Annotated in this window: 2 protein-coding genes; both read left to right on the top strand. The window is 54.5% G+C overall.

Annotation, left to right across the window (positions count from 1 at the left end; genetic code table 11):
* The first annotated feature begins 86 nt into the window (after positions 1 to 86).
* A complete protein-coding gene (locus SynRS9902_RS13775) occupies positions 87 to 16,286 on the top strand; it encodes a S8 family serine peptidase (protein ID WP_186508923.1) in 16,200 nt (5,399 codons plus the stop codon).
* Positions 16,287 to 16,308: 22 nt separating this feature from the next.
* Entirely contained in the window at positions 16,309 to 22,173 is a 5,865-nt protein-coding gene (locus SynRS9902_RS09365; RefSeq protein WP_186508924.1) for a cadherin repeat domain-containing protein, read from the top strand.
* Positions 22,174 to 22,606: the final 433 nt, after the last annotated feature.

A 22,606-nucleotide genomic window follows, 5' to 3' on the forward strand; every position in this document is an offset into this window, starting at 1 on the left:
GACGCCTAACGACAATTTTCTTTGAAATCGTGGCACAGCCATAGCCAATTATTATGTAATTATAAAGTTAGTCTCCAGACCTAGGCATGGCGACTCTGAGCAGAATTCTCGAAGACCAGTTCAGCCTCGGCGCAGCTGGAGCCCAGACCATCGCCCAGATCCTCGGCTCCCCTCCAGCCGGAGCTTCTGCCTACACCGGTGCAGCACTCACCGGCAATGCCGCCACCGCTTCTCAAGGCCGCTGGCAATACAGCCTCAATGGCGGACGCTCCTGGACTTCCCTCCCTACCGACCTCACCGTTGACGGTTCCGCAGCTCTCCTGTTCGCTGCCGACACCCTGATCCGCTTTGCACCCGCAGCCGATTTCAACGGCACTCCCGGTGCCCTCAACCTCAGGCCTCTCACCACCGCCCCCCTTCCCTGGATCAGCGCCGCTGCTCCCTACGGCAATCAGCAGGGGTTCATCGCCGCCTGGACCTCTCACTACCAGGACGGTTCCGGCGATGGGGTCTATGCCCAGCGCTTCTCTGCCGATGGCACTCCCATCGGATCGGAATTCCGCGTCAACTCCACCACCAACGAATACCAGCAAAATCCCGACATCACCGCCCTCGCCGACGGCGGCTTTGTCATCTCCTGGCAATCCGCCCAACAGGACGGTTCCGACTGGGGCGTCTACGGCCAGCTCTACAGCCCCGATGCCACTCCCTTGGGCGGTGAATTCCGCGTCAACACCGTCACCAACGACCAGCAAAGCCAACCGGTCGTTGCAGCACTCCCAGATGGTGGGTTCCTCGTCTCCTGGATGTCCCACAACCAGGACGGTGACTCCTGGGGCGTCTACGCCCAGCGCTACGACGCCTCTGGCGCCAAAACCGGAGACGAGACTCTCGTTAACACCACCACCAGCAATCAGCAGCACTCCCCAACCATCGCTGTTCTCGCCGATGGCAGTTATCTGATTGCCTATCAAGGCGTCCATCATTCCGGTGGCTCCGGCTGGGACATCTACGCCCAGCGTTTCTCCAGCTCCGGCACCAAGCTCGGTGGTGAAACCCGTCTCAATGACGCGGCACTCGCTTATTCCGACCAATACGAACCCGCCATTGCAGCCCTGGCCAATGGCGGCTACATCGCCACCTGGCAAGACAATCAGCGAGACGGGAACTCCTGGGGCATCTACGCCCGCTCCTTCTCCGCTGACGGAACCCCCGACGCAGCCGAGTTTCGCGTCAATACATATACCGACAGCAGCCAAAGAAACCCTGAAGTCGCAGCCCTTGCCGATGGCTCTTACGTCATCACCTGGACCTCTCACAACCAGGACGGTTCCGGCAATGGGGTCTATGCCCAGCGCTTCTCTGCCGATGGCTCCCCCATCGGATCGGAATTCCGCGTCAACTCCACCACCAACGACCACCAGCAACATCCCGACATCACAGCCCTCGCCGACGGCGGCTTTGTCATCTCCTGGCAATCCGACCAACAGGACGGTTCCGGCGATGGGGTCTATGCCCAGCGCTTCTCTGCCGATGGCACTCCCATCGGATCGGAATTCCGGCTGAATTCCCACACCTACAACTCGCAGCACCAGGTCAACATCGCCAGCTGGGGGCTCCCGCTACAAAACCTCACCGCACTCGGCCTCAACGATCTCGCTGATCCCATCGCCCTGACCCTTGAGGTCACACCCGTTAACGACCAACCAGCACTCACCGGCACCCCCACCCCCATCGCCGGTGCTGCGGCAGGTCAAACCGTCTCCTTCTCCGCTGCAGACCTCCTCTCCGGTTACACCGACATCGACGGTGATTCCCTCTCCATCACAGAGGTCTCCCTCGTTCACTCCACCGCCGGCACCCTCAACGGCAACCCCGATGACGGCTGGACCTTCTCACCAGCCGACAACTTCATCGGCACCGTTGAGCTCGCCTTCTCCATCTCTGACGGCACCACCACCGTTGCCGATCACACCTCCTTCTCCATTGGCTCAGGCTCAGGCGGCAACGGCAGCGACGACAACAACGTCCTGATCGGCACCTCAGAAGCCGACAACCTCTCAGGCCTCGCTGGCGATGACGTCCTCGATGGCATGGACGCTGACGACACTCTTGAGGGTGAATCGGGCTCGGATCAACTCCGCGGTGGCTCCGGCAACGACATCCTCCGCGGCGGTGATCACGACGACATCCTTCACGGCGGCAGCGGTCACGACCACCTCTCCGGTGATGCCGGCTCCGACCAGCTCTACGGCGCTCGCGGCAACGATCTCATCGACGCTGGCACCAGCGATGACATCGCCACAGGTGACGCAGGACGCGATGCCCTCAAGGGCGGCTCCGGTTCCGATCAACTCATCGGGGGAGAAGGTGACGACTTCCTCTACGGAGAACAAGGCGATGACCTCCTCCAAGGCAGCGCCGGCGATGACTGGATCATCGGCGGTCCAGGCAGCGACGACCAGCGCGGTGGTGATGGCAACGACACCTTCATTGCCGTTGGTACCACCGTCAGTGATGACATCTTTGACGGTGGTGACGGCAGCGACACCCTCATCACAGGAACTCAGTCCTGGTGGGAGCAAGGAGCCAATTACACCGATGCCTCGCTCCGCAGCATCGAGCGCCTCGAACTCCTCCCCACGCACAGCGCTGATCGCTTCAACTTCTGGAGTTGGAACATTGATGATTACTCACGACACGGCAGTCGCTTCTCCCTCGATCAGCTCAAGGCCTTCTCCTCGATCAGTGGCACGCAGGATGCCTCCTGGAGCAATGAGCTCTTCTCCTTCTCCATCCGTGAGCTTTCCTGGGAGTGGCCATCCACAAACTGGCGCTGGCTGCGGGTCGCCGGAGAAGGTTCTCTTGATCTCTCCGCCACCAACTGGGATCCCAACACCCTCTACCGCATCCGCACAGAAACCGGCCCGCAGACACTCCTCGGCACAACAAATCCAGACTGGTTCGCCAGCGGAGACGGCAACGACATCCTCCGCGGCCTCGGCGGCGACGACACCCTCCTTGGAGAAACCGGCAACGATCTCCTCGAGGGCGGTAGCGGCAACGATCGCCTCGAGGGCCATGCCGGCATCGACACCCTCCATGGCGGCGAGGGCGACGATGTCCTCATCGGTGGTGGCAGCAACGACGACGTCTACGGCCAAGGCGGCAACGACACCGTTGAACTCAACTGGGGACGCATTGAGATCAGTGGTGGTGGCGGCGCCGAGTACTGGTACGACGAAAGCACCACCATCAGCGGCACCTATGACGGTGGCTCCGGCTCCGACACACTCCGCATTCAGGCCAGGGACTGGCATGGGGACAACAGACGTGGTGATGGGCAAACCATTGACCTCCGCAGCGCCTCCATCACCAATTTCGAGCGCCTGGACATCGGCACCTCCGCCATCCTCCGCCTCACAGGCTCCCAATACAGCCAGTTCACGTCCGGCGTCAGCAAGGTCGCCGGCTATGAAGGCACCACCAACCTCGCCATTGATCTCACACCAGGCGAGGAGCTCCGCTTCTCACGCATCGCTGGCATCAACTCCGCCTCTGGTGCTCTCAACATCTCAGGCACCAACTCCGCCTTCTCGGACACCCTCGCCATCAACAGTGACACCACTGTTGATCTCAGTGACCCAGACACCGTCATCTCCGATGTTGAAACACTGGAGATTCAGCGCGGCACCGTAATCCTCACAGCCGATCAATGGAATTCATTTGACTCCATTCGGGCCAAAGGAGATCAAACAAAGGAAATCATCCTCACCGACTCCATCGGCATTGATCTCTCCAAATTCAGCCGCTCCGGAGACAGCAATACCACCATCAAGCTCCAGCTCTCTGTTGAGCAGATCAATACACAGGCTTTCGAAGACTTCTCCAATCTGTTCCGAGTTGGATCTGGCTCCGCCGATTTCACGGTTCAGATTGCTGGAGGTGGCCGGCTTGAGCTTGCGCGCAACAAGAGCCAATTTGACCTGCTCCTTGACGAGAACGCCACCTACGAACTGATTGGCTCCAATGCAGCTGAGGTGATTGCAGGTTCCAGGCAACCAGACACCATCCATGCAGGGGGTGGAGACGACACCATTGTCAGCTCTGCCGGTGCCGACCTGATCGACGGAGGCGATGGAACAGACACGCTCAACGCCGGTTCTTCAACGACTGATTTATCGGAGCAAACGTTTGAAAACATCGAGATCCTGAATATCAATGGATCACTGGTTCAGATTTCCGCAGAACAATTCAATTCCTTTGAACGCATCATTGGATCAGGGATTGTTCAACTCACCACTGGCGGCACGGTTTATTCCGATCGCAATCAAGGAAGCTTTGATCTAAAACTTGCCGATACACCAACCACCCTTGTCGGCACTCCAGACGATGACACCATCCGCCTGGACATCACCAAAGCCGGCACCGTCGCCATCGATGGCAGCACCGGCTTTGACGTTCTCGAACTCACAGGCAATGGTTCGGTTGATCTGTCTGTTCTTGACCTCAGCAACATCGAAGCGATCAACCTCGCTGGCGCCACACTTCGACTGAGCACTGAGCAATACAGCAACACCACCATCACGGGCCGTGGAGCGCTTCAGCTCTCCGACACCGTTCATCCTTCGCTAGCAGCTGCAGCAGAGGGCGCCCGACCCCTGGGTGCAGCTGGAGCCCAGACCATCGCCCAGATCCTCGGCTCCCCTCCAGCCGGAGCTTCTGCCTACACCGGTGCAGCACTCACCGGCAATGCCGCCACCGCTTCTCAAGGCCGCTGGCAATACAGCCTCAATGGCGGACGCTCCTGGACTTCCCTCCCTACCGACCTCACCGTTGACGGTTCCGCAGCTCTCCTGTTCGCTGCCGACACCCTGATCCGCTTTGCACCCGCAGCCGATTTCAACGGCACTCCCGGTGCCCTCAACCTCAGGCCTCTCACCACCGCCCCCCTTCCCTGGATCAGCGCCGCTGCTCCCTACGGCAATCAGCAGGGGTTCATCGCCGCCTGGACCTCTCACTACCAGGACGGTTCCGGCGATGGGGTCTATGCCCAGCGCTTCTCTGCCGATGGCACTCCCATCGGATCGGAATTCCGCGTCAACTCCACCACCAACGAATACCAGCAAAATCCCGACATCACCGCCCTCGCCGACGGCGGCTTTGTCATCTCCTGGCAATCCGCCCAACAGGACGGTTCCGACTGGGGCGTCTACGGCCAGCTCTACAGCCCCGATGCCACTCCCTTGGGCGGTGAATTCCGCGTCAACACCGTCACCAACGACCAGCAAAGCCAACCGGTCGTTGCAGCACTCCCAGATGGTGGGTTCCTCGTCTCCTGGATGTCCCACAACCAGGACGGTGACTCCTGGGGCGTCTACGCCCAGCGCTACGACGCCTCTGGCGCCAAAACCGGAGACGAGACTCTCGTTAACACCACCACCAGCAATCAGCAGCACTCCCCAACCATCGCTGTTCTCGCCGATGGCAGTTATCTGATTGCCTATCAAGGCGTCCATCATTCCGGTGGCTCCGGCTGGGACATCTACGCCCAGCGTTTCTCCAGCTCCGGCACCAAGCTCGGTGGTGAAACCCGTCTCAATGACGCGGCACTCGCTTATTCCGACCAATACGAACCCGCCATTGCAGCCCTGGCCAATGGCGGCTACATCGCCACCTGGCAAGACAATCAGCGAGACGGGAACTCCTGGGGCATCTACGCCCGCTCCTTCTCCGCTGACGGAACCCCCGACGCAGCCGAGTTTCGCGTCAATACATATACCGACAGCAGCCAAAGAAACCCTGAAGTCGCAGCCCTTGCCGATGGCTCTTACGTCATCACCTGGACCTCTCACAACCAGGACGGTTCCGGCAATGGGGTCTATGCCCAGCGCTTCTCTGCCGATGGCTCCCCCATCGGATCGGAATTCCGCGTCAACTCCACCACCAACGACCACCAGCAACATCCCGACATCACAGCCCTCGCCGACGGCGGCTTTGTCATCTCCTGGCAATCCGACCAACAGGACGGTTCCGGCGATGGGGTCTATGCCCAGCGCTTCTCTGCCGATGGCACTCCCATCGGATCGGAATTCCGGCTGAATTCCCACACCTACAACTCGCAGCACCAGGTCAACATCGCCAGCTGGGGGCTCCCGCTACAAAACCTCACCGCACTCGGCCTCAACGATCTCGCTGATCCCATCGCCCTGACCCTTGAGGTCACACCCGTTAACGACCAACCAGCACTCACCGGCACCCCCACCCCCATCGCCGGTGCTGCGGCAGGTCAAACCGTCTCCTTCTCCGCTGCAGACCTCCTCTCCGGTTACACCGACATCGACGGTGATTCCCTCTCCATCACAGAGGTCTCCCTCGTTCACTCCACCGCCGGCACCCTCAACGGCAACCCCGATGACGGCTGGACCTTCTCACCAGCCGACAACTTCATCGGCACCGTTGAGCTCGCCTTCTCCATCTCTGACGGCACCACCACCGTTGCCGATCACACCTCCTTCTCCATTGGCTCAGGCTCAGGCGGCAACGGCAGCGACGACAACAACGTCCTGATCGGCACCTCAGAAGCCGACAACCTCTCAGGCCTCGCTGGCGATGACGTCCTCGATGGCATGGACGCTGACGACACTCTTGAGGGTGAATCGGGCTCGGATCAACTCCGCGGTGGCTCCGGCAACGACATCCTCCGCGGCGGTGATCACGACGACATCCTTCACGGCGGCAGCGGTCACGACCACCTCTCCGGTGATGCCGGCTCCGACCAGCTCTACGGCGCTCGCGGCAACGATCTCATCGACGCTGGCACCAGCGATGACATCGCCACAGGTGACGCAGGACGCGATGCCCTCAAGGGCGGCTCCGGTTCCGATCAACTCATCGGGGGAGAAGGTGACGACTTCCTCTACGGAGAACAAGGCGATGACCTCCTCCAAGGCAGCGCCGGCGATGACTGGATCATCGGCGGTCCAGGCAGCGACGACCAGCGCGGTGGTGATGGCAACGACACCTTCATTGCCGTTGGTACCACCGTCAGTGATGACATCTTTGACGGTGGTGACGGCAGCGACACCCTCATCACAGGAACTCAGTCCTGGTGGGAGCAAGGAGCCAATTACACCGATGCCTCGCTCCGCAGCATCGAGCGCCTCGAACTCCTCCCCACGCACAGCGCTGATCGCTTCAACTTCTGGAGTTGGAACATTGATGATTACTCACGACACGGCAGTCGCTTCTCCCTCGATCAGCTCAAGGCCTTCTCCTCGATCAGTGGCACGCAGGATGCCTCCTGGAGCAATGAGCTCTTCTCCTTCTCCATCCGTGAGCTTTCCTGGGAGTGGCCATCCACAAACTGGCGCTGGCTGCGGGTCGCCGGAGAAGGTTCTCTTGATCTCTCCGCCACCAACTGGGATCCCAACACCCTCTACCGCATCCGCACAGAAACCGGCCCGCAGACACTCCTCGGCACAACAAATCCAGACTGGTTCGCCAGCGGAGACGGCAACGACATCCTCCGCGGCCTCGGCGGCGACGACACCCTCCTTGGAGAAACCGGCAACGATCTCCTCGAGGGCGGTAGCGGCAACGATCGCCTCGAGGGCCATGCCGGCATCGACACCCTCCATGGCGGCGAGGGCGACGATGTCCTCATCGGTGGTGGCAGCAACGACGACGTCTACGGCCAAGGCGGCAACGACACCGTTGAACTCAACTGGGGACGCATTGAGATCAGTGGTGGTGGCGGCGCCGAGTACTGGTACGACGAAAGCACCACCATCAGCGGCACCTATGACGGTGGCTCCGGCTCCGACACACTCCGCATTCAGGCCAGGGACTGGCATGGGGACAACAGACGTGGTGATGGGCAAACCATTGACCTCCGCAGCGCCTCCATCACCAATTTCGAGCGCCTGGACATCGGCACCTCCGCCATCCTCCGCCTCACAGGCTCCCAATACAGCCAGTTCACGTCCGGCGTCAGCAAGGTCGCCGGCTATGAAGGCACCACCAACCTCGCCATTGATCTCACACCAGGCGAGGAGCTCCGCTTCTCACGCATCGCTGGCATCAACTCCGCCTCTGGTGCTCTCAACATCTCAGGCACCAACTCCGCCTTCTCGGACACCCTCGCCATCAACAGTGACACCACTGTTGATCTCAGTGACCCAGACACCGTCATCTCCGATGTTGAAACACTGGAGATTCAGCGCGGCACCGTAATCCTCACAGCCGATCAATGGAATTCATTTGACTCCATTCGGGCCAAAGGAGATCAAACAAAGGAAATCATCCTCACCGACTCCATCGGCATTGATCTCTCCAAATTCAGCCGCTCCGGAGACAGCAATACCACCATCAAGCTCCAGCTCTCTGTTGAGCAGATCAATACATCCAGCTTTAAAGAGCTTGCTGATCGATTCAGCTTCAGCGACCAAAGCACACTGTCCGTTGCAGTGACAGGCGAAGGGACAATCAACTCTCAAGAGTGGCCCTTGGGTGTCAACTTCGATGTTGCCTCGGCAGACTTTGCACACCTTGCGGTTCAAGGCGACGAAAACGACAACCTCTTTGAGCTCAGGCTGCTGGGATCCTTCAATCTCGATGGTGGAGCCGGGGATGACACGCTCTTACTGGCAGCAAACTCCGATCTCAGCGCAGGTGAACTTCAAAGCATCGAAGCCCTTGACCTGAATGGCAATCAAGCAGTCCTCAGCAGTGCCCAATTCAATGCCCTCTCCAGGATCACGGGAAGCGGCGTGGTCCGCATCACTGACACAGGGCGCCTTTTCGTTGAGCACGTTGATCCCACAGGGAGCTTCCGCGTCATCCAGCCCAGTCAGGCGGGGGATGTGTTGCACGAGTTTGGCAGCAATGACCATGACATCCTCCACGGCGACAGCCTGACCAAAGGAAGCCATGACAGGCTTTATGGCCTCTCGGGAGATGACGATCTACTGGGAGGCCAAGGACACGACCAGCTCGCAGGTGGCCTTGGCAACGATTGGATTGATGGTGGTGGCGGTTTCAACACAGCTGTATTTACTGACAACCAAGCCAATTACCGAATTGATTTCAATGGACGCGAAATTCGCGTGGAGCACCTTGAAGGCGGAAGCGACGGAATCGACAGACTGATTGATATTCAAAAGCTCAGCTTTGCCGATTCAGATTTCAGCATCGACGACATCACCAATCAATACGACCCAAGCCTGGGTGCCAACAGTGAATTGGGCAAGCGCAATCGCGACACGATTGACTATGGCGAAGACGATGAATGGAGTAACAATCGTGACTGGGACAACTGGTCGTTTCCATTAATTGCCAACAGCAGGATCGAAATCACCAAGGTAGTGCACGAAGGATCCCCTTCTGGATCCAAAGTTTGGTTTGACGGTGATTTCTATATGAGTCAGCTGGACACCGTCAGGGAATTCAATGTGGAGTCCAGCCGCATCCACAACATCCGCACGCTTGGCACCCATGGTGTTGATTACGGGATCACCGCCCGAATGATCGATGACAAGCCCAACAACAGCAGCACGACAAGCGTGCTTGCGGATCCCAACAATTTACCGGCTGGCAGTGATCCATCCAAGGCCACCTCCATTGGTGGTTTCACTGGTGTCCAGGAATGGGGTACTGGAGGTGTTCCCCAATGGGATTCCAGTGATGAGGACTGGATTCGGGTCGATCTTGTTGGTGGAATCCAATACGAATTCAAAGCATTGGGCGCCTCGAGCCTCCCGGCAACAGGACTGGAAGACCCCTATCTGCAGCAATTAAGAGATCCCCAGTTGCTTCTGCTTGACGAGCAAGGTGAAACCATTGAAGAGGGTCAATTGGGCGGCCAAGGGCAAGACCCCACTCTGGTGTACCGAGCCCAGCGGACAGGTGCATATTTCCTCGCAGTGAGCAGCAGCAGCGGGCTTTACACCGGCGGCTACACCGTGACGCGCACCAGCCTCGATGAATACGGCGGTGATATCAACACCAATGGCGAGCTCAACCTCAACCTGCCGATCGAGGGGGTGATCAACACCGAAGGCGATCAAGACTGGTTCCGGATCTCGCTGGCGGCCGGTGAACGCCTGGTGCTCGAAGCCATGGGATCGAGCACCAACAACGGAACCCTGCGGGATCCCTGGCTTGGCGTTTACTCCTCTTCCGGCCAGTTGTTGGTGTCTGACAACAACGGCGGGCGTGGTCTTGATAGCCGCCTCTCTTGGGCTGCGCCCACCGCGGGCACCTACTACGTGGCAGCGGGCTCCCTGGGTAATCAAGGCCGTGGCTCCTATGTCATCCGTGCCAGGCGCAAAGAAGACGATGCTCCGGACCGCCTGAGCAGTGCCTTCAGCTACGCCATGGTGTCGCCTGGCCTCAGCGTGACCGGTGATCTTGAGGTGCGCAGCGACCATGACTGGTTCCAAACCGTGCTGCAGGCAGGTCGTACTTACCGCATCAGCCTCAGTGGCGAGCGCAGTTTCGACAGCGACTATGACCCTCTGCGAGACCCAGCCCTCACCCTGCGCAATGCCGCAGGTGTGGCCATCGACTTTGACGACGACAGTGGCGATGGCTTGAATGCGGAACTTTTCTTCACGCCAAGGAGCACAGGCCGTTTCTACCTCGAAGCCCAAGACGCCACGGACCGCTACGACGGCCACTACCGCCTCAGCATTGAAGAAGCAGTGGATGACTATGGCGACACGATTGATACTGCAGCTGTCCTTGACTTGGTGGAAGCCCAAGAGCTCACAGGTCGCCTGGATCACCGCGGAGATAAGGACCTCTTTGCCATCGCATTGGAAGGGGGCTTCACCTACCGCTTTGACCTGGCTGGTCTCAGCAGCGGTCAAGGCAGCCTCGCCGATCCACGTCTACGCCTACTGAGTGCTGATGGCGAACGGATCAGCGGTGATGACAACGCTGGTCTTGGTAACGACGCCAGTTTCTATTTCGCCAGCAACAGCGCTCAAACGCTTTATCTGGAAGCCAGTGCTGCAGCAGGTCAACTTGGCAGCTACAGCCTGATTCTGAATAAAACTGATCTTCCCGCTGATGATGTTGGCAACGACCCCAGCACCGATGCCGCCATCAGCGTGGGGGGCACACGCACCGGCACGCTCCTGACCCCAGGAGACAGCGACTGGTTCCGAATCACCCTGGAAGCCGGGCAGTACTACCGCTTCCGGTTAGACGGCATCGACAACGGTGGCGGCACCCTGGAAGATCCCTACCTTGAGCTGCGTGATCAAGGCGGAACTCTGCTGGTGAGCGCTGACCATGGCACGCTCGCACGCAATGCTGCCATTGGGTTTGAAGCGCCCAACTCAGGCACCTATTACGTGGTGGCCCGCGGCAGCGACGCAGCCCACACCGGCACTTACAGCCTTCAGGCGTTTGCACCGGATGAAGCCGGCGCAGGGTTTAACCAGGCCAAAGCCATTGCTGTGAACAGCACCCAGAAGGCTGCAATCCAATCCAGCGATGACCGCGACTGGTTCCGCTTCACAGCACAGGAAGGAGAGGTTTACACCCTCACCGTGACCAGTGATGCCCTCGATGCCGGCGGACTACCGATCGCCATCACCGAATTGTTTGACGAGACCGGCACCACGCTGGCCACCGCCGATGGCCGTTACACCGACGGCGCAGCGTCGTTGGCCTTCAAGGCAGAAGCCACAGGGAACTACGCGCTAGCCGTTCGGGGCTATCGGGGCAGAACCGGGAGCTACAGCATCAGCCTCGATGAAGGCAATCTCGCTGATGCAGCTGGAACGAGCCCTGGAACCAGCCTCGACCTGGAGATGGACAGCAGCATCCAAGGATTGCTGGAAGTCACAGGCGATCGCGATTGGTTCAGTGTGGTGGTGGAAGCCGGCCATACCTATCGCTTCCGCCTGAGCAGGGACTACGACGCCGTTGCTGCTCCACTGGCTGATCCGATGTTGACCCTGTTTGGCATCGAGAGTGATGGGGCCCAGGAATTGGCCTTTAACGACAACCGCGATAGCGGAGCGGGTATCTCCCTCGATAGTGAAATCACCTACCAGGCACTCGAGGATGGGGTGCTGTACCTCGAAGCTGCAGGCAGCCAAGACCTCTGGCAAGGGGCCTATCAACTGCAAGCCACCGATCTGGGGCTCCTGGATCAAGACGATCACCCCAACACAATTGCCGAAGACCCAACAGTGTTACTGAGTGGGCAGCCCCAGGGCGGTGTGATCGAACGAAACACTGATGTGGATCTCTTCCGCATCAATCTGGAAGCAGGCGTGGATTACCAGCTGCTGGTGCGCGGCGAAAGCAGCAATGGCGGCACCTTGATTGACCCCCAATTCCGCGTGCTTGATGCCGATGGGAAGGCTGTAGCAGCGGCGTTTGATGGAATCAGCAATCCAGATGCATCGCTGAGCATCAAAGTGCTAAACGATGCAACGTATTACCTGGAGGTGAGTGCAGCAGCGCTCGAGGGGAACCTTGGCTCTTACACCGCAGAACTACTGGAAGCCAACAGTGCCAATACAGACCCCAGCGACCTACCCGCCAATACGAGGACTGAGGAAAATCTCCAAACTGGTTATCCACTTGAAGGCAAAATCCACACTGCTGATGATGTGGACTGGATCCGCGTGGAGATGGAAGCGGGCAAGCTCTATGTGTTTGATGCCGCACCACGCATTGTCAACAGCTTCGGCGGTTGGAATCCAGCGATGGAGTTGATTGATGCCAATGGCATTCGCTTGAGCAGCGACCAAGATGCCGGCGAGGGGTTGGCAGCACGCATCGTGCATCAAGCCAGCAGTACTGGCACCTACTATCTCTCCGTACGCAGCCAGGATGGCAGCACAGGCATCTACGAACTGAGCCAAAAGGAGCTGATTAGCGGCAACAGTGATCCGCTCATGAGTAACCAGTGGCACCTCAACAACGCCAACGGGCTTGATCTAAACCTCAATGAAGCCTGGGAAGACTTCAGCGGATCGGGCATACGAGTTGGCGTGGTCGATGACGGCATCAATTATCAGCACCCAGACCTTATCAACAACCTTGACCTCATCCGCGACAAGGCAGAAAACTTTTTTGGCACTGTGTATGACGATGCCAACCTGCGGCTATGGCCCAAGCCCGAATCTGGCCATGGCACAGCAGTGGCAGGCCTGATTGCTGCTGAACGCTTTAACGAGGTGGGAATCTCTGGGGTGGCCTATGAGGCCAGCATTGCGGGCTACGAAGTGGATTGGAGCATCCATTCGATTGCCAGCATGTTGCGCCAGCAAATCAACAGCAGCATCGGTGGCATGGATGTCACCAACAACAGCTGGGGGTTCACGCGCCCCTTTGCTGATGATTTCGATAGTCCTCTGCTTGAGCCATTAGCAGAAACCCTCGAAACTGGCGTGAATGAAGGTCGCCTGCTCGATGGCGAGTATCTGGGCGTGAATTGGGTGTTTGCCTCTGGCAATTCCAGGAACCGAGGCGACAACACCAATTATCACAACTTCCAAAACAGCCGCTTTGTCACCACCGTCGCCGCCACCGACAGCGAAGGCAACACCTCGTCATTCTCCACCCCTGGCGCATCCATCTTGGTGAGTGCCTTCGGGGAAGAACTCTTCACCACCAGTCTCGACGGATTTACCTCGTTTGCCGGCACCTCCGGGGCTGCACCACTGGTATCAGGCGTCATCGCGCTCATGCTGGAGGCCAATCCAAACCTGGGTTATCGCGATGTTCAAACAATCCTGGCTTATAGCGCCAGACAGGAAACGAGCGAAGGCTTTAAAACCAATGGCGCCCTTGACTGGAACGGAGGCGGCCTCCATATCAGCCATGACCAAGGATTCGGCCTGGTGGATGCCCATGCCGCCGTGCGCCTGGCGGAAACCTGGGGCAGCACAGCACAAACAGCCGAAAACGAAGTGAGTTTGGCTCTGCGGCCAGATCACAGTGGTGAGATTCCAGATGACAGCGAACTGGATCTCAGTTTCTCCCTCCTGGTGGAACGTGACATCAACGTGGAATGGGCTGAAGTGGAGATCGATCTACGCCATCAGCGCATCAGCGATCTTGAAGTTGAACTGGTGTCCCCCAGCGGCACTGTGGCTCGGTTGATTGAACGACCAGGCGCCAGCAGTCACAACCCCCAGGCGATCACGGGCCCCTACAGCGGCAGCAGCGATCGCATCATCTTCACCACCAGCTCCAGCTTGTTCCGCGGGGAGTCTTCAGTAGGGAATTGGACTGTGCGCTTCCGTGATCGCATCAGCGGCGAAACAGGTGAGCTGCGCCAGTGGGGTCTGAAATTGCATGGCAGCCAAGCGAGCGCTGATGATGTGTTCATTTACACCGATGAATTTGCTGACTTACTGGATGAACGACGTTCAGTACTCCTCGATGGCCTGGAAGGTGATGATCCCCACGCAGCTGGCTACGACACCCTCAATGCAGCAGCGGTGAGCAGCGGCAGCTTGATCAACTTGACTCCAGGCACTACAAGCCAAATCGCCAAGCGGGTACTCAGCATCGATGCACACACCTGGATTGATGCTGCCATTGGTGGTGATGGAGACGATGTGATCTCAGGCAACCAACTTGCCAACGCTCTTCAAGGCGGCCGTGGCAATGACCGCTTCATTGCCAGCAGCGGCAATGACCACATTGATGGTGGCAGGGGCTTCGATCAACTGATCATCAACGCCAACCGAAGCGATTTTGAACTGCTTCAGATCGATGGGGCTTGGACTCTGACCGACCTAAAGGAAGAGAGCCAAGATCACTACGGACAAGACACCTTGAATAGCATCGAGCGAATCATATTCAATGACGGGAAATTCGACCTTAACCTTAATAATCGTGCACCAACTATTGTAGGGAGCCTGCCAGATCTTGGCTTCAGCGCCAATGTGATCTTCAGCCACATGCTCGATTCCAGTGTCTTTGAAGACCTGGATGTGAAGGAGGCCAATGGCGACACCCTCAGCTACAACTTGCAGCTTGCCGATGGGCGCGACCTTCCGGGCTGGCTCAAGTTCAATGCCGCATCGCTCGAGCTAATCGGTGAGCCCTATGACGCGATCAACGGCAACTACACCCTTGAACTCAGAGCCACTGACTCCTTTGGAGCCAGCACATCCGTGGAGTTTGCGCTCACCATTGCCGGCAACAGCAGCGATGAAACCGATCCAACAGCCCCTCCCAGTGTTGCCTGGGATCTCCTGATCTCTGAAGCAGATGACCCTGAACTGGGCTTCAGCGTGGGCGACAGCGTGGTGGTCAGCATTTCAGCCGCCGACATTGTTGACCCTGACAATCCACAATCAGTTTTCTCAGCCTATGCCGATCTTGAATACGATCACACGCTACTCCGCGCGGTATCGATTGAATACAGCAAAAACTTTGATTTGCTCCAATCCGGATCAATTGATAACAGCTCAGGCCTAATTAATGATCTTGGTGCGATGTCAAGCACCTTCGACCCCACTAGCAACACCATAATCGCGAATGTTGAGTTTGAGGCGCTAAGCCCTGGCAACGTAGAACTAGCACTTAAGCCATCAATTTCTCCTTTCTTTGATACCACAGTGTATGGACTTGATGGTGATCAACGCGCCTTCAGTCGCTACGAGAGTGATGTCCTCAGCTTGAGAGCGCCACTACCAGACATTGCCGTAAGTCAGCTCTTTGTGAGCAATGCGGTTGCACAACAGGGCCTAGTGGAACTCAACTATGAACTTAGCAACCATGGAAATTCAAACTCAACAGGGTTCTGGGCCAACCTTTATCTATCTGATGATGCAGAGCTCGACACCACAACCGATCCGTTGATATGGCGCCGGCACATGGAGCCTGATGCCATCACAGGTTTGAGCAGCACTGGGCTGATTAACACATCGGTGCAGCTCCCCCGCGATCTTCTTTATGCTCACGCTCTCGACGAAGATCCACTCTATCCGGAATTCGGCACAATCAGCAGCAGCGCAGATTGGCTATTCCTACAGGTGGAATCAGAATCTGCAGAAGGCGATTCTTTGGCATTGAATAATACCCGTAGTGACGCCATCACGTATTTCCCTTGGGACGTTGATGGCAATGGCAAAGTCACCATGAGCGACGCGATTGAAATGGTGAATCGAATCGGAGCTGCTAAGCCTTCGTCCGATGGATTCACGCTCATCCATGACCTCAACGGAGACCAATCAATTGACCAACTCGAAACCATGGCTGTAGCTCAACGCATTGGCCTAGTGATCAACAACAACATTCTTTGAAGCCCATCCTTGTCAAGACGCTGTGTCCACACTTTTCTCCGAAATACTTCTCAAGAACATTACCATTGAGGAAAGCGAGTCGGAACAAATTATAGAAGTCACAATTCGTGCATGGGAACGATTCTCAGACGGCAATAGTAAAACAGATTACTCTCTTTTTAGCTGGTACGCTGATCTTGAAATCAGTGGCATAGAAGCAGCTGTTGAAGATATCGTCCCGGGCCAGCGTTACGACTGGAGCAACAATCCAAACAACTACTTTCACGCCGACTTACAGGAAAATAGGCACATTATTGAAGGCCTAGGCTCAACTGCGAACACTTTTGCTCCAAGCAGCGACACCAGTTCGTTCACGATAGCAATTATCACAATAAAACTTCCCTATTCACCAAGCGCCGACAACCCACTCATCATTTCACTGAAACCCACATTAAAAACTGCAAGTAATGAAGGACTACCTCTCAAAACTGTTTCAGCACTAGAGGCCACAAGAGATCTAAGACTAGACGTCGGGCACACAACCATAACTGCCACAAGAATAACAAGCAATAATGAAGCACCAAGTGCACTGACGCTCTCAGCATCAGAGTTTGACGAGAACATTGCTGGTGGTAGTGCGGTTGCAACCTTAAGCAGTGCTGACGTCGATGCGGGTGAGTCCTTCACTTATGCACTGGTTGATGGAGAGGCTGATACCGATAACAGTGCATTTGTTGTTGAAGGTGATCAACTCAAGATTGTTGATTCACCAGATTTTGAAACCAAGTCATCTTATTCGATTCGACTGCAGACAACAGACTCAGGTGGTTTGACCTTTGAGCAGGCATTCACGATCTCTGTGAATGATCTCAATGAAGCACCAAGTGCATTGACGGTCTCAGCATCAGAGTTTGACGAGAACATTGCTGGTGGTAGTGCGGTTGCAACCTTAAGCAGTGCTGACGTCGATGCTGGTGAGTCCTTCACTTATGCACTGGTTGATGGAGAGGCTGATACCGATAACAGTACATTTATTGTTGAAGGTGATCAACTCAAGATTGTTGGTTCACCAGATTTTGAAACCAAGTCATCTTATTCGATTCGACTGCAGACAACAGACTCAGGTGGTTTGACCTTTGAGCAGGCATTCACGATCTCTGTGAATGATCTCAATGAAGCACCAAGTGCACTGACGCTCTCAGCATCAGAGTTTGACGAGAACATTGCTGGTGGTAGTGCGGTTGCAACCTTAAGCAGTGCTGACGTCGATGCTGGTGAGTCCTTCACTTATGCACTGGTTGATGGAGAGGCTGATACCGATAACAGTACATTTATTGTTGAAGGTGATCAACTCAAGATTGTTGGTTCACCAGATTTTGAAACCAAGTCATCTTATTCGATTCGACTGCAGACAACAGACTCAGGTGGTTTGACCTTTGAGCAGGCATTCACGATCTCTGTGAATGATCTCAATGAAGCACCAAGTGCACTGACGCTCTCAGCATCAGAGTTTGACGAGAACATTGCTGGTGGTAGTGCGGTTGCAACCTTAAGCAGTGCTGACGTCGATGCTGGTGAGTCCTTCACTTATGCACTGGTTGATGGAGAGGCTGATACCGATAACAGTACATTTATTGTTGAAGGTGATCAACTCAAGATTGTTGGTTCACCAGATTTTGAAACCAAGTCATCTTATTCGATTCGACTGCAGACAACAGACTCAGGTGGTTTGACCTTTGAGCAGGCATTCACGATCTCTGTGAATGATCTCAATGAAGCACCAAGTGCACTGACGCTCTCAGCATCAGAGTTTGACGAGAACATTGCTGGTGGTAGTGCGGTTGCAACCTTAAGCAGTGCTGACGTCGATGCTGGTGAGTCCTTCACTTATGCACTGGTTGATGGAGAGGCTGATACCGATAACAGTACATTTATTGTTGAAGGTGATCAACTCAAGATTGTTGGTTCACCAGATTTTGAAACCAAGTCATCTTATTCGATTCGACTGCAGACAACAGACTCAGGTGGTTTGACCTTTGAGCAGGCATTCACGATCTCTGTGAATGATCTCAATGAAGCACCAAGTGCACTGACGCTCTCAGCATCAGAGTTTGACGAGAACATTGCTGGTGGTAGTGCGGTTGCAACCTTAAGCAGTGCTGACGTCGATGCTGGTGAGTCCTTCACTTATGCACTGGTTGATGGAGAGGCTGATACCGATAACAGTACATTTATTGTTGAAGGTGATCAACTCAAGATTGTTGGTTCACCAGATTTTGAAACCAAGTCATCTTATTCGATTCGACTGCAGACGACAGACTCAGGTGGTTTGACCTTTGAGCAGGCATTCACGATCTCTGTGAATGATCTCAATGAAGCACCAAGTGCACTGACGCTCTCAGCATCAGAGTTTGACGAGAACATTGCTGGTGGTAGTGCGGTTGCAACCTTAAGCAGTGCTGACGTCGATGCTGGTGAGTCCTTCACTTATGCACTGGTTGATGGAGAGGCTGATACCGATAACAGTACATTTATTGTTGAAGGTGATCAACTCAAGATTGTTGGTTCACCAGATTTTGAAACCAAGTCATCTTATTCGATTCGACTGCAGACGACAGACTCAGGTGGTTTGACCTTTGAGCAGGCATTCACGATCTCTGTGAATGATCTCAATGAAGCACCAAGTGCACTGACGCTCTCAGCATCAGAGTTTGACGAGAACATTGCTGGTGGTAGTGCGGTTGCAACCTTAAGCAGTGCTGACGTCGATGCTGGTGAGTCCTTCACTTATGCACTGGTTGATGGAGAGGCTGATACCGATAACAGTACATTTATTGTTGAAGGTGATCAACTCAAGATTGTTGGTTCACCAGATTTTGAAACCAAGTCATCTTATTCGATTCGACTGCAGACGACAGACTCAGGTGGTTTGACCTTTGAGCAGGCATTCACGATCTCTGTGAATGATCTCAATGAAGCACCAAGTGCACTGACGCTCTCAGCATCAGAGTTTGACGAGAACATTGCTGGTGGTAGTGCGGTTGCAACCTTAAGCAGTGCTGACGTCGATGCTGGTGAGTCCTTCACTTATGCACTGGTTGATGGAGAGGCTGATACCGATAACAGTACATTTATTGTTGAAGGTGATCAACTCAAGATTGTTGGTTCACCAGATTTTGAAACCAAGTCATCTTATTCGATTCGACTGCAGACGACAGACTCAGGTGGTTTGACCTTTGAGCAGGCATTCACGATCTCTGTGAATGATCTCAATGAAGCACCAAGTGCACTGACGCTCTCAGCATCAGAGTTTGACGAGAACATTGCTGGTGGTAGTGCGGTTGCAACCTTAAGCAGTGCTGACGTCGATGCTGGTGAGTCCTTCACTTATGCACTGGTTGATGGAGAGGCTGATACCGATAACAGTACATTTATTGTTGAAGGTGATCAACTCAAGATTGTTGGTTCACCAGATTTTGAAACCAAGTCATCTTATTCGATTCGACTGCAGACAACAGACTCAGGTGGTTTGACCTTTGAGCAGGCATTCACGATCTCTGTGAATGATCTCAATGAAGCACCAAGTGCACTGACGCTCTCAGCATCAGAGTTTGACGAGAACATTGCTGGTGGTAGTGCGGTTGCAACCTTAAGCAGTGCTGACGTCGATGCTGGTGAGTCCTTCACTTATGCACTGGTTGATGGAGAGGCTGATACCGATAACAGTACATTTATTGTTGAAGGTGATCAACTCAAGATTGTTGGTTCACCAGATTTTGAAACCAAGTCATCTTATTCGATTCGACTGCAGACGACAGACTCAGGTGGTTTGACCTTTGAGCAGGCATTCACGATCTCTGTGAATGATCTCAATGAAGCACCAAGTGCACTGACGCTCTCAGCATCAGAGTTTGACGAGAACATTGCTGGTGGTAGTGCGGTTGCAACCTTAAGCAGTGCTGACGTCGATGCTGGTGAGTCCTTCACTTATGCACTGGTTGATGGAGAGGCTGATACCGATAACAGTACATTTATTGTTGAAGGTGATCAACTCAAGATTGTTGGTTCACCAGATTTTGAAACCAAGTCATCTTATTCGATTCGACTGCAGACGACAGACTCAGGTGGTTTGACCTTTGAGCAGGCATTCACGATCTCTGTGAATGATCTCAATGAAGCACCAAGTGCACTGACGCTCTCAGCATCAGAGTTTGACGAGAACATTGCTGGTGGTAGTGCGGTTGCAACCTTAAGCAGTGCTGACGTCGATGCTGGTGAGTCCTTCACTTATGCACTGGTTGATGGAGAGGCTGATACCGATAACAGTACATTTATTGTTGAAGGTGATCAACTCAAGATTGTTGGTTCACCAGATTTTGAAACCAAGTCATCTTATTCGATTCGACTGCAGACAACAGACTCAGGTGGTTTGACCTTTGAGCAGGCATTCACGATCTCTGTGAATGATCTCAATGAAGCACCAAGTGCACTGACGCTCTCAGCATCAGAGTTTGACGAGAACATTGCTGGTGGTAGTGCGGTTGCAACCTTAAGCAGTGCTGACGTCGATGCTGGTGAGTCCTTCACTTATGCACTGGTTGATGGAGAGGCTGATACCGATAACAGTACATTTATTGTTGAAGGTGATCAACTCAAGATTGTTGGTTCACCAGATTTTGAAACCAAGTCATCTTATTCGATTCGACTGCAGACGACAGACTCAGGTGGTTTGACCTTTGAGCAGGCATTCACGATCACTGTGAATGATCTCAATGAAGCACCAAGTGCACTGACGCTCTCAGCATCAGAGTTTGACGAGAACATTGCTGGTGGTAGTGCGGTTGCAACCTTAAGCAGTGCTGACGTCGATGCTGGTGAGTCCTTCACTTATGCACTGGTTGATGGAGAGGCTGATACCGATAACAGTGCATTTGTTGTTGAAGGTGATCAACTCAAGATTGTTGATTCACCAGATTTTGAAACCAAGTCATCTTATTCGATTCGACTGCAGACAACAGACTCAGGTGGTTTGACCTTTGAGAAGGCATTCATGATCTCTGTGAATGATCTCAATGAAGCACCAAGTGCACTGACGCTCTCAGCATCAGAGTTTGACGAGAACATTGCTGGTGGTAGTGCGGTTGCAACCTTAAGCACATCAGATCAAGACAATGGAGATAAGCACACCTATAAACTGATCCATGGAAAGGGAGACGCAGACAATAGTTTATTTGCGATCAAAAATAAAACAATCAAGATCATTGATCCCCCAGACTATGAAACTAAGTCCACTTATTCGATTCGTTTGAAGACCAAAGACTCGGGTGGCTTGACTTTAAAGAAGGCATTCACATTAAACGTAAATGATCTCTTGGAAGCGCCCATCATTCAATCAATAGATGATGTGTCTATCCAAAAGAAGATCACGACATTCAAGATCAAAGAACCAGTTTCTTTTGCAAATCAAGACATTGTTACGGCAATTATTGGCACTAAGAAGAAGGATAAGTTGACTGGAACTTCGGATGGAGAAATCCTTGCCGGCATGAAAGGCAAGGATGTCCTAAAGGGAGGAGACAGTGCTGATGGCTTCCTCTTCAATCAAGCAAAGGGATTTGGCAAGAAGAACGCAGATCAAATCAAGGACTTCGACTCTGAAAAAGGTGACTCAATCTTGCTAGACAATGATCTATTTGACCTTCGCCAGAAAATCAAACTCAATTCCTACGGCAGTAGAAAAAAAGTCAAGAAAGCAGCAAAGAGAAAAAACGACTTTGTGTATGACGAGAAGAAAGGGCTGCTTTACTTCAATGAGAATGGCAAACAAAAGGGATGGGGTGACGGTGGTCTGTTTGCCAAACTGCAAGGAGCTCCTGAGTTGAGCGCTGATGACTTCACAATTGTTTGAGATATAGGCAAATACTGATATGTTTTCGATTAATTCGTGGCGAAGCATGTCTTGCCGCTGTCCATATCTGAGCCAAAAGTTCAACTAGAATAAATTGACTATTCGTTTGTTTTCATTCAAATGTCAGAGAGATTCGTAAGCACGATCCAGCTCTGTGAAGAAATCGGCCTAAGCCGTGACACTGTGAACAAGCTCAGAGCTGATGGCGTCCTAATTCCTGGTCGTGACTACTACAGGGGCCATGGCAGAAGGTCGCCGATGTTTTGGTCGGTAGATTCAGTCGTTCAAGCCTTGCGCAGTCGTACGGCTCTGACTGAGTCGTAATGCTCGTATTGCTTGTGGCGACATCATTGGATCATCTGAACGATCCACATGCTGACGCATCATCATCACAATGGAACATATCTATGATGCGATTAATCACATCATAGGC

Source organism: Synechococcus sp. RS9902, assembly GCF_014279635.1.
Lineage (GTDB): Bacteria > Cyanobacteriota > Cyanobacteriia > PCC-6307 > Cyanobiaceae > Parasynechococcus.

What these genes read in the sequence shown, in the direction of transcription:
- SynRS9902_RS13775 (WP_186508923.1), top strand. Translation starts at nt 87, where the DNA reads ATGGCGACTCTGAGCAGAATTCTCGAAGACCAGTTCAGCCTCGGCGCA.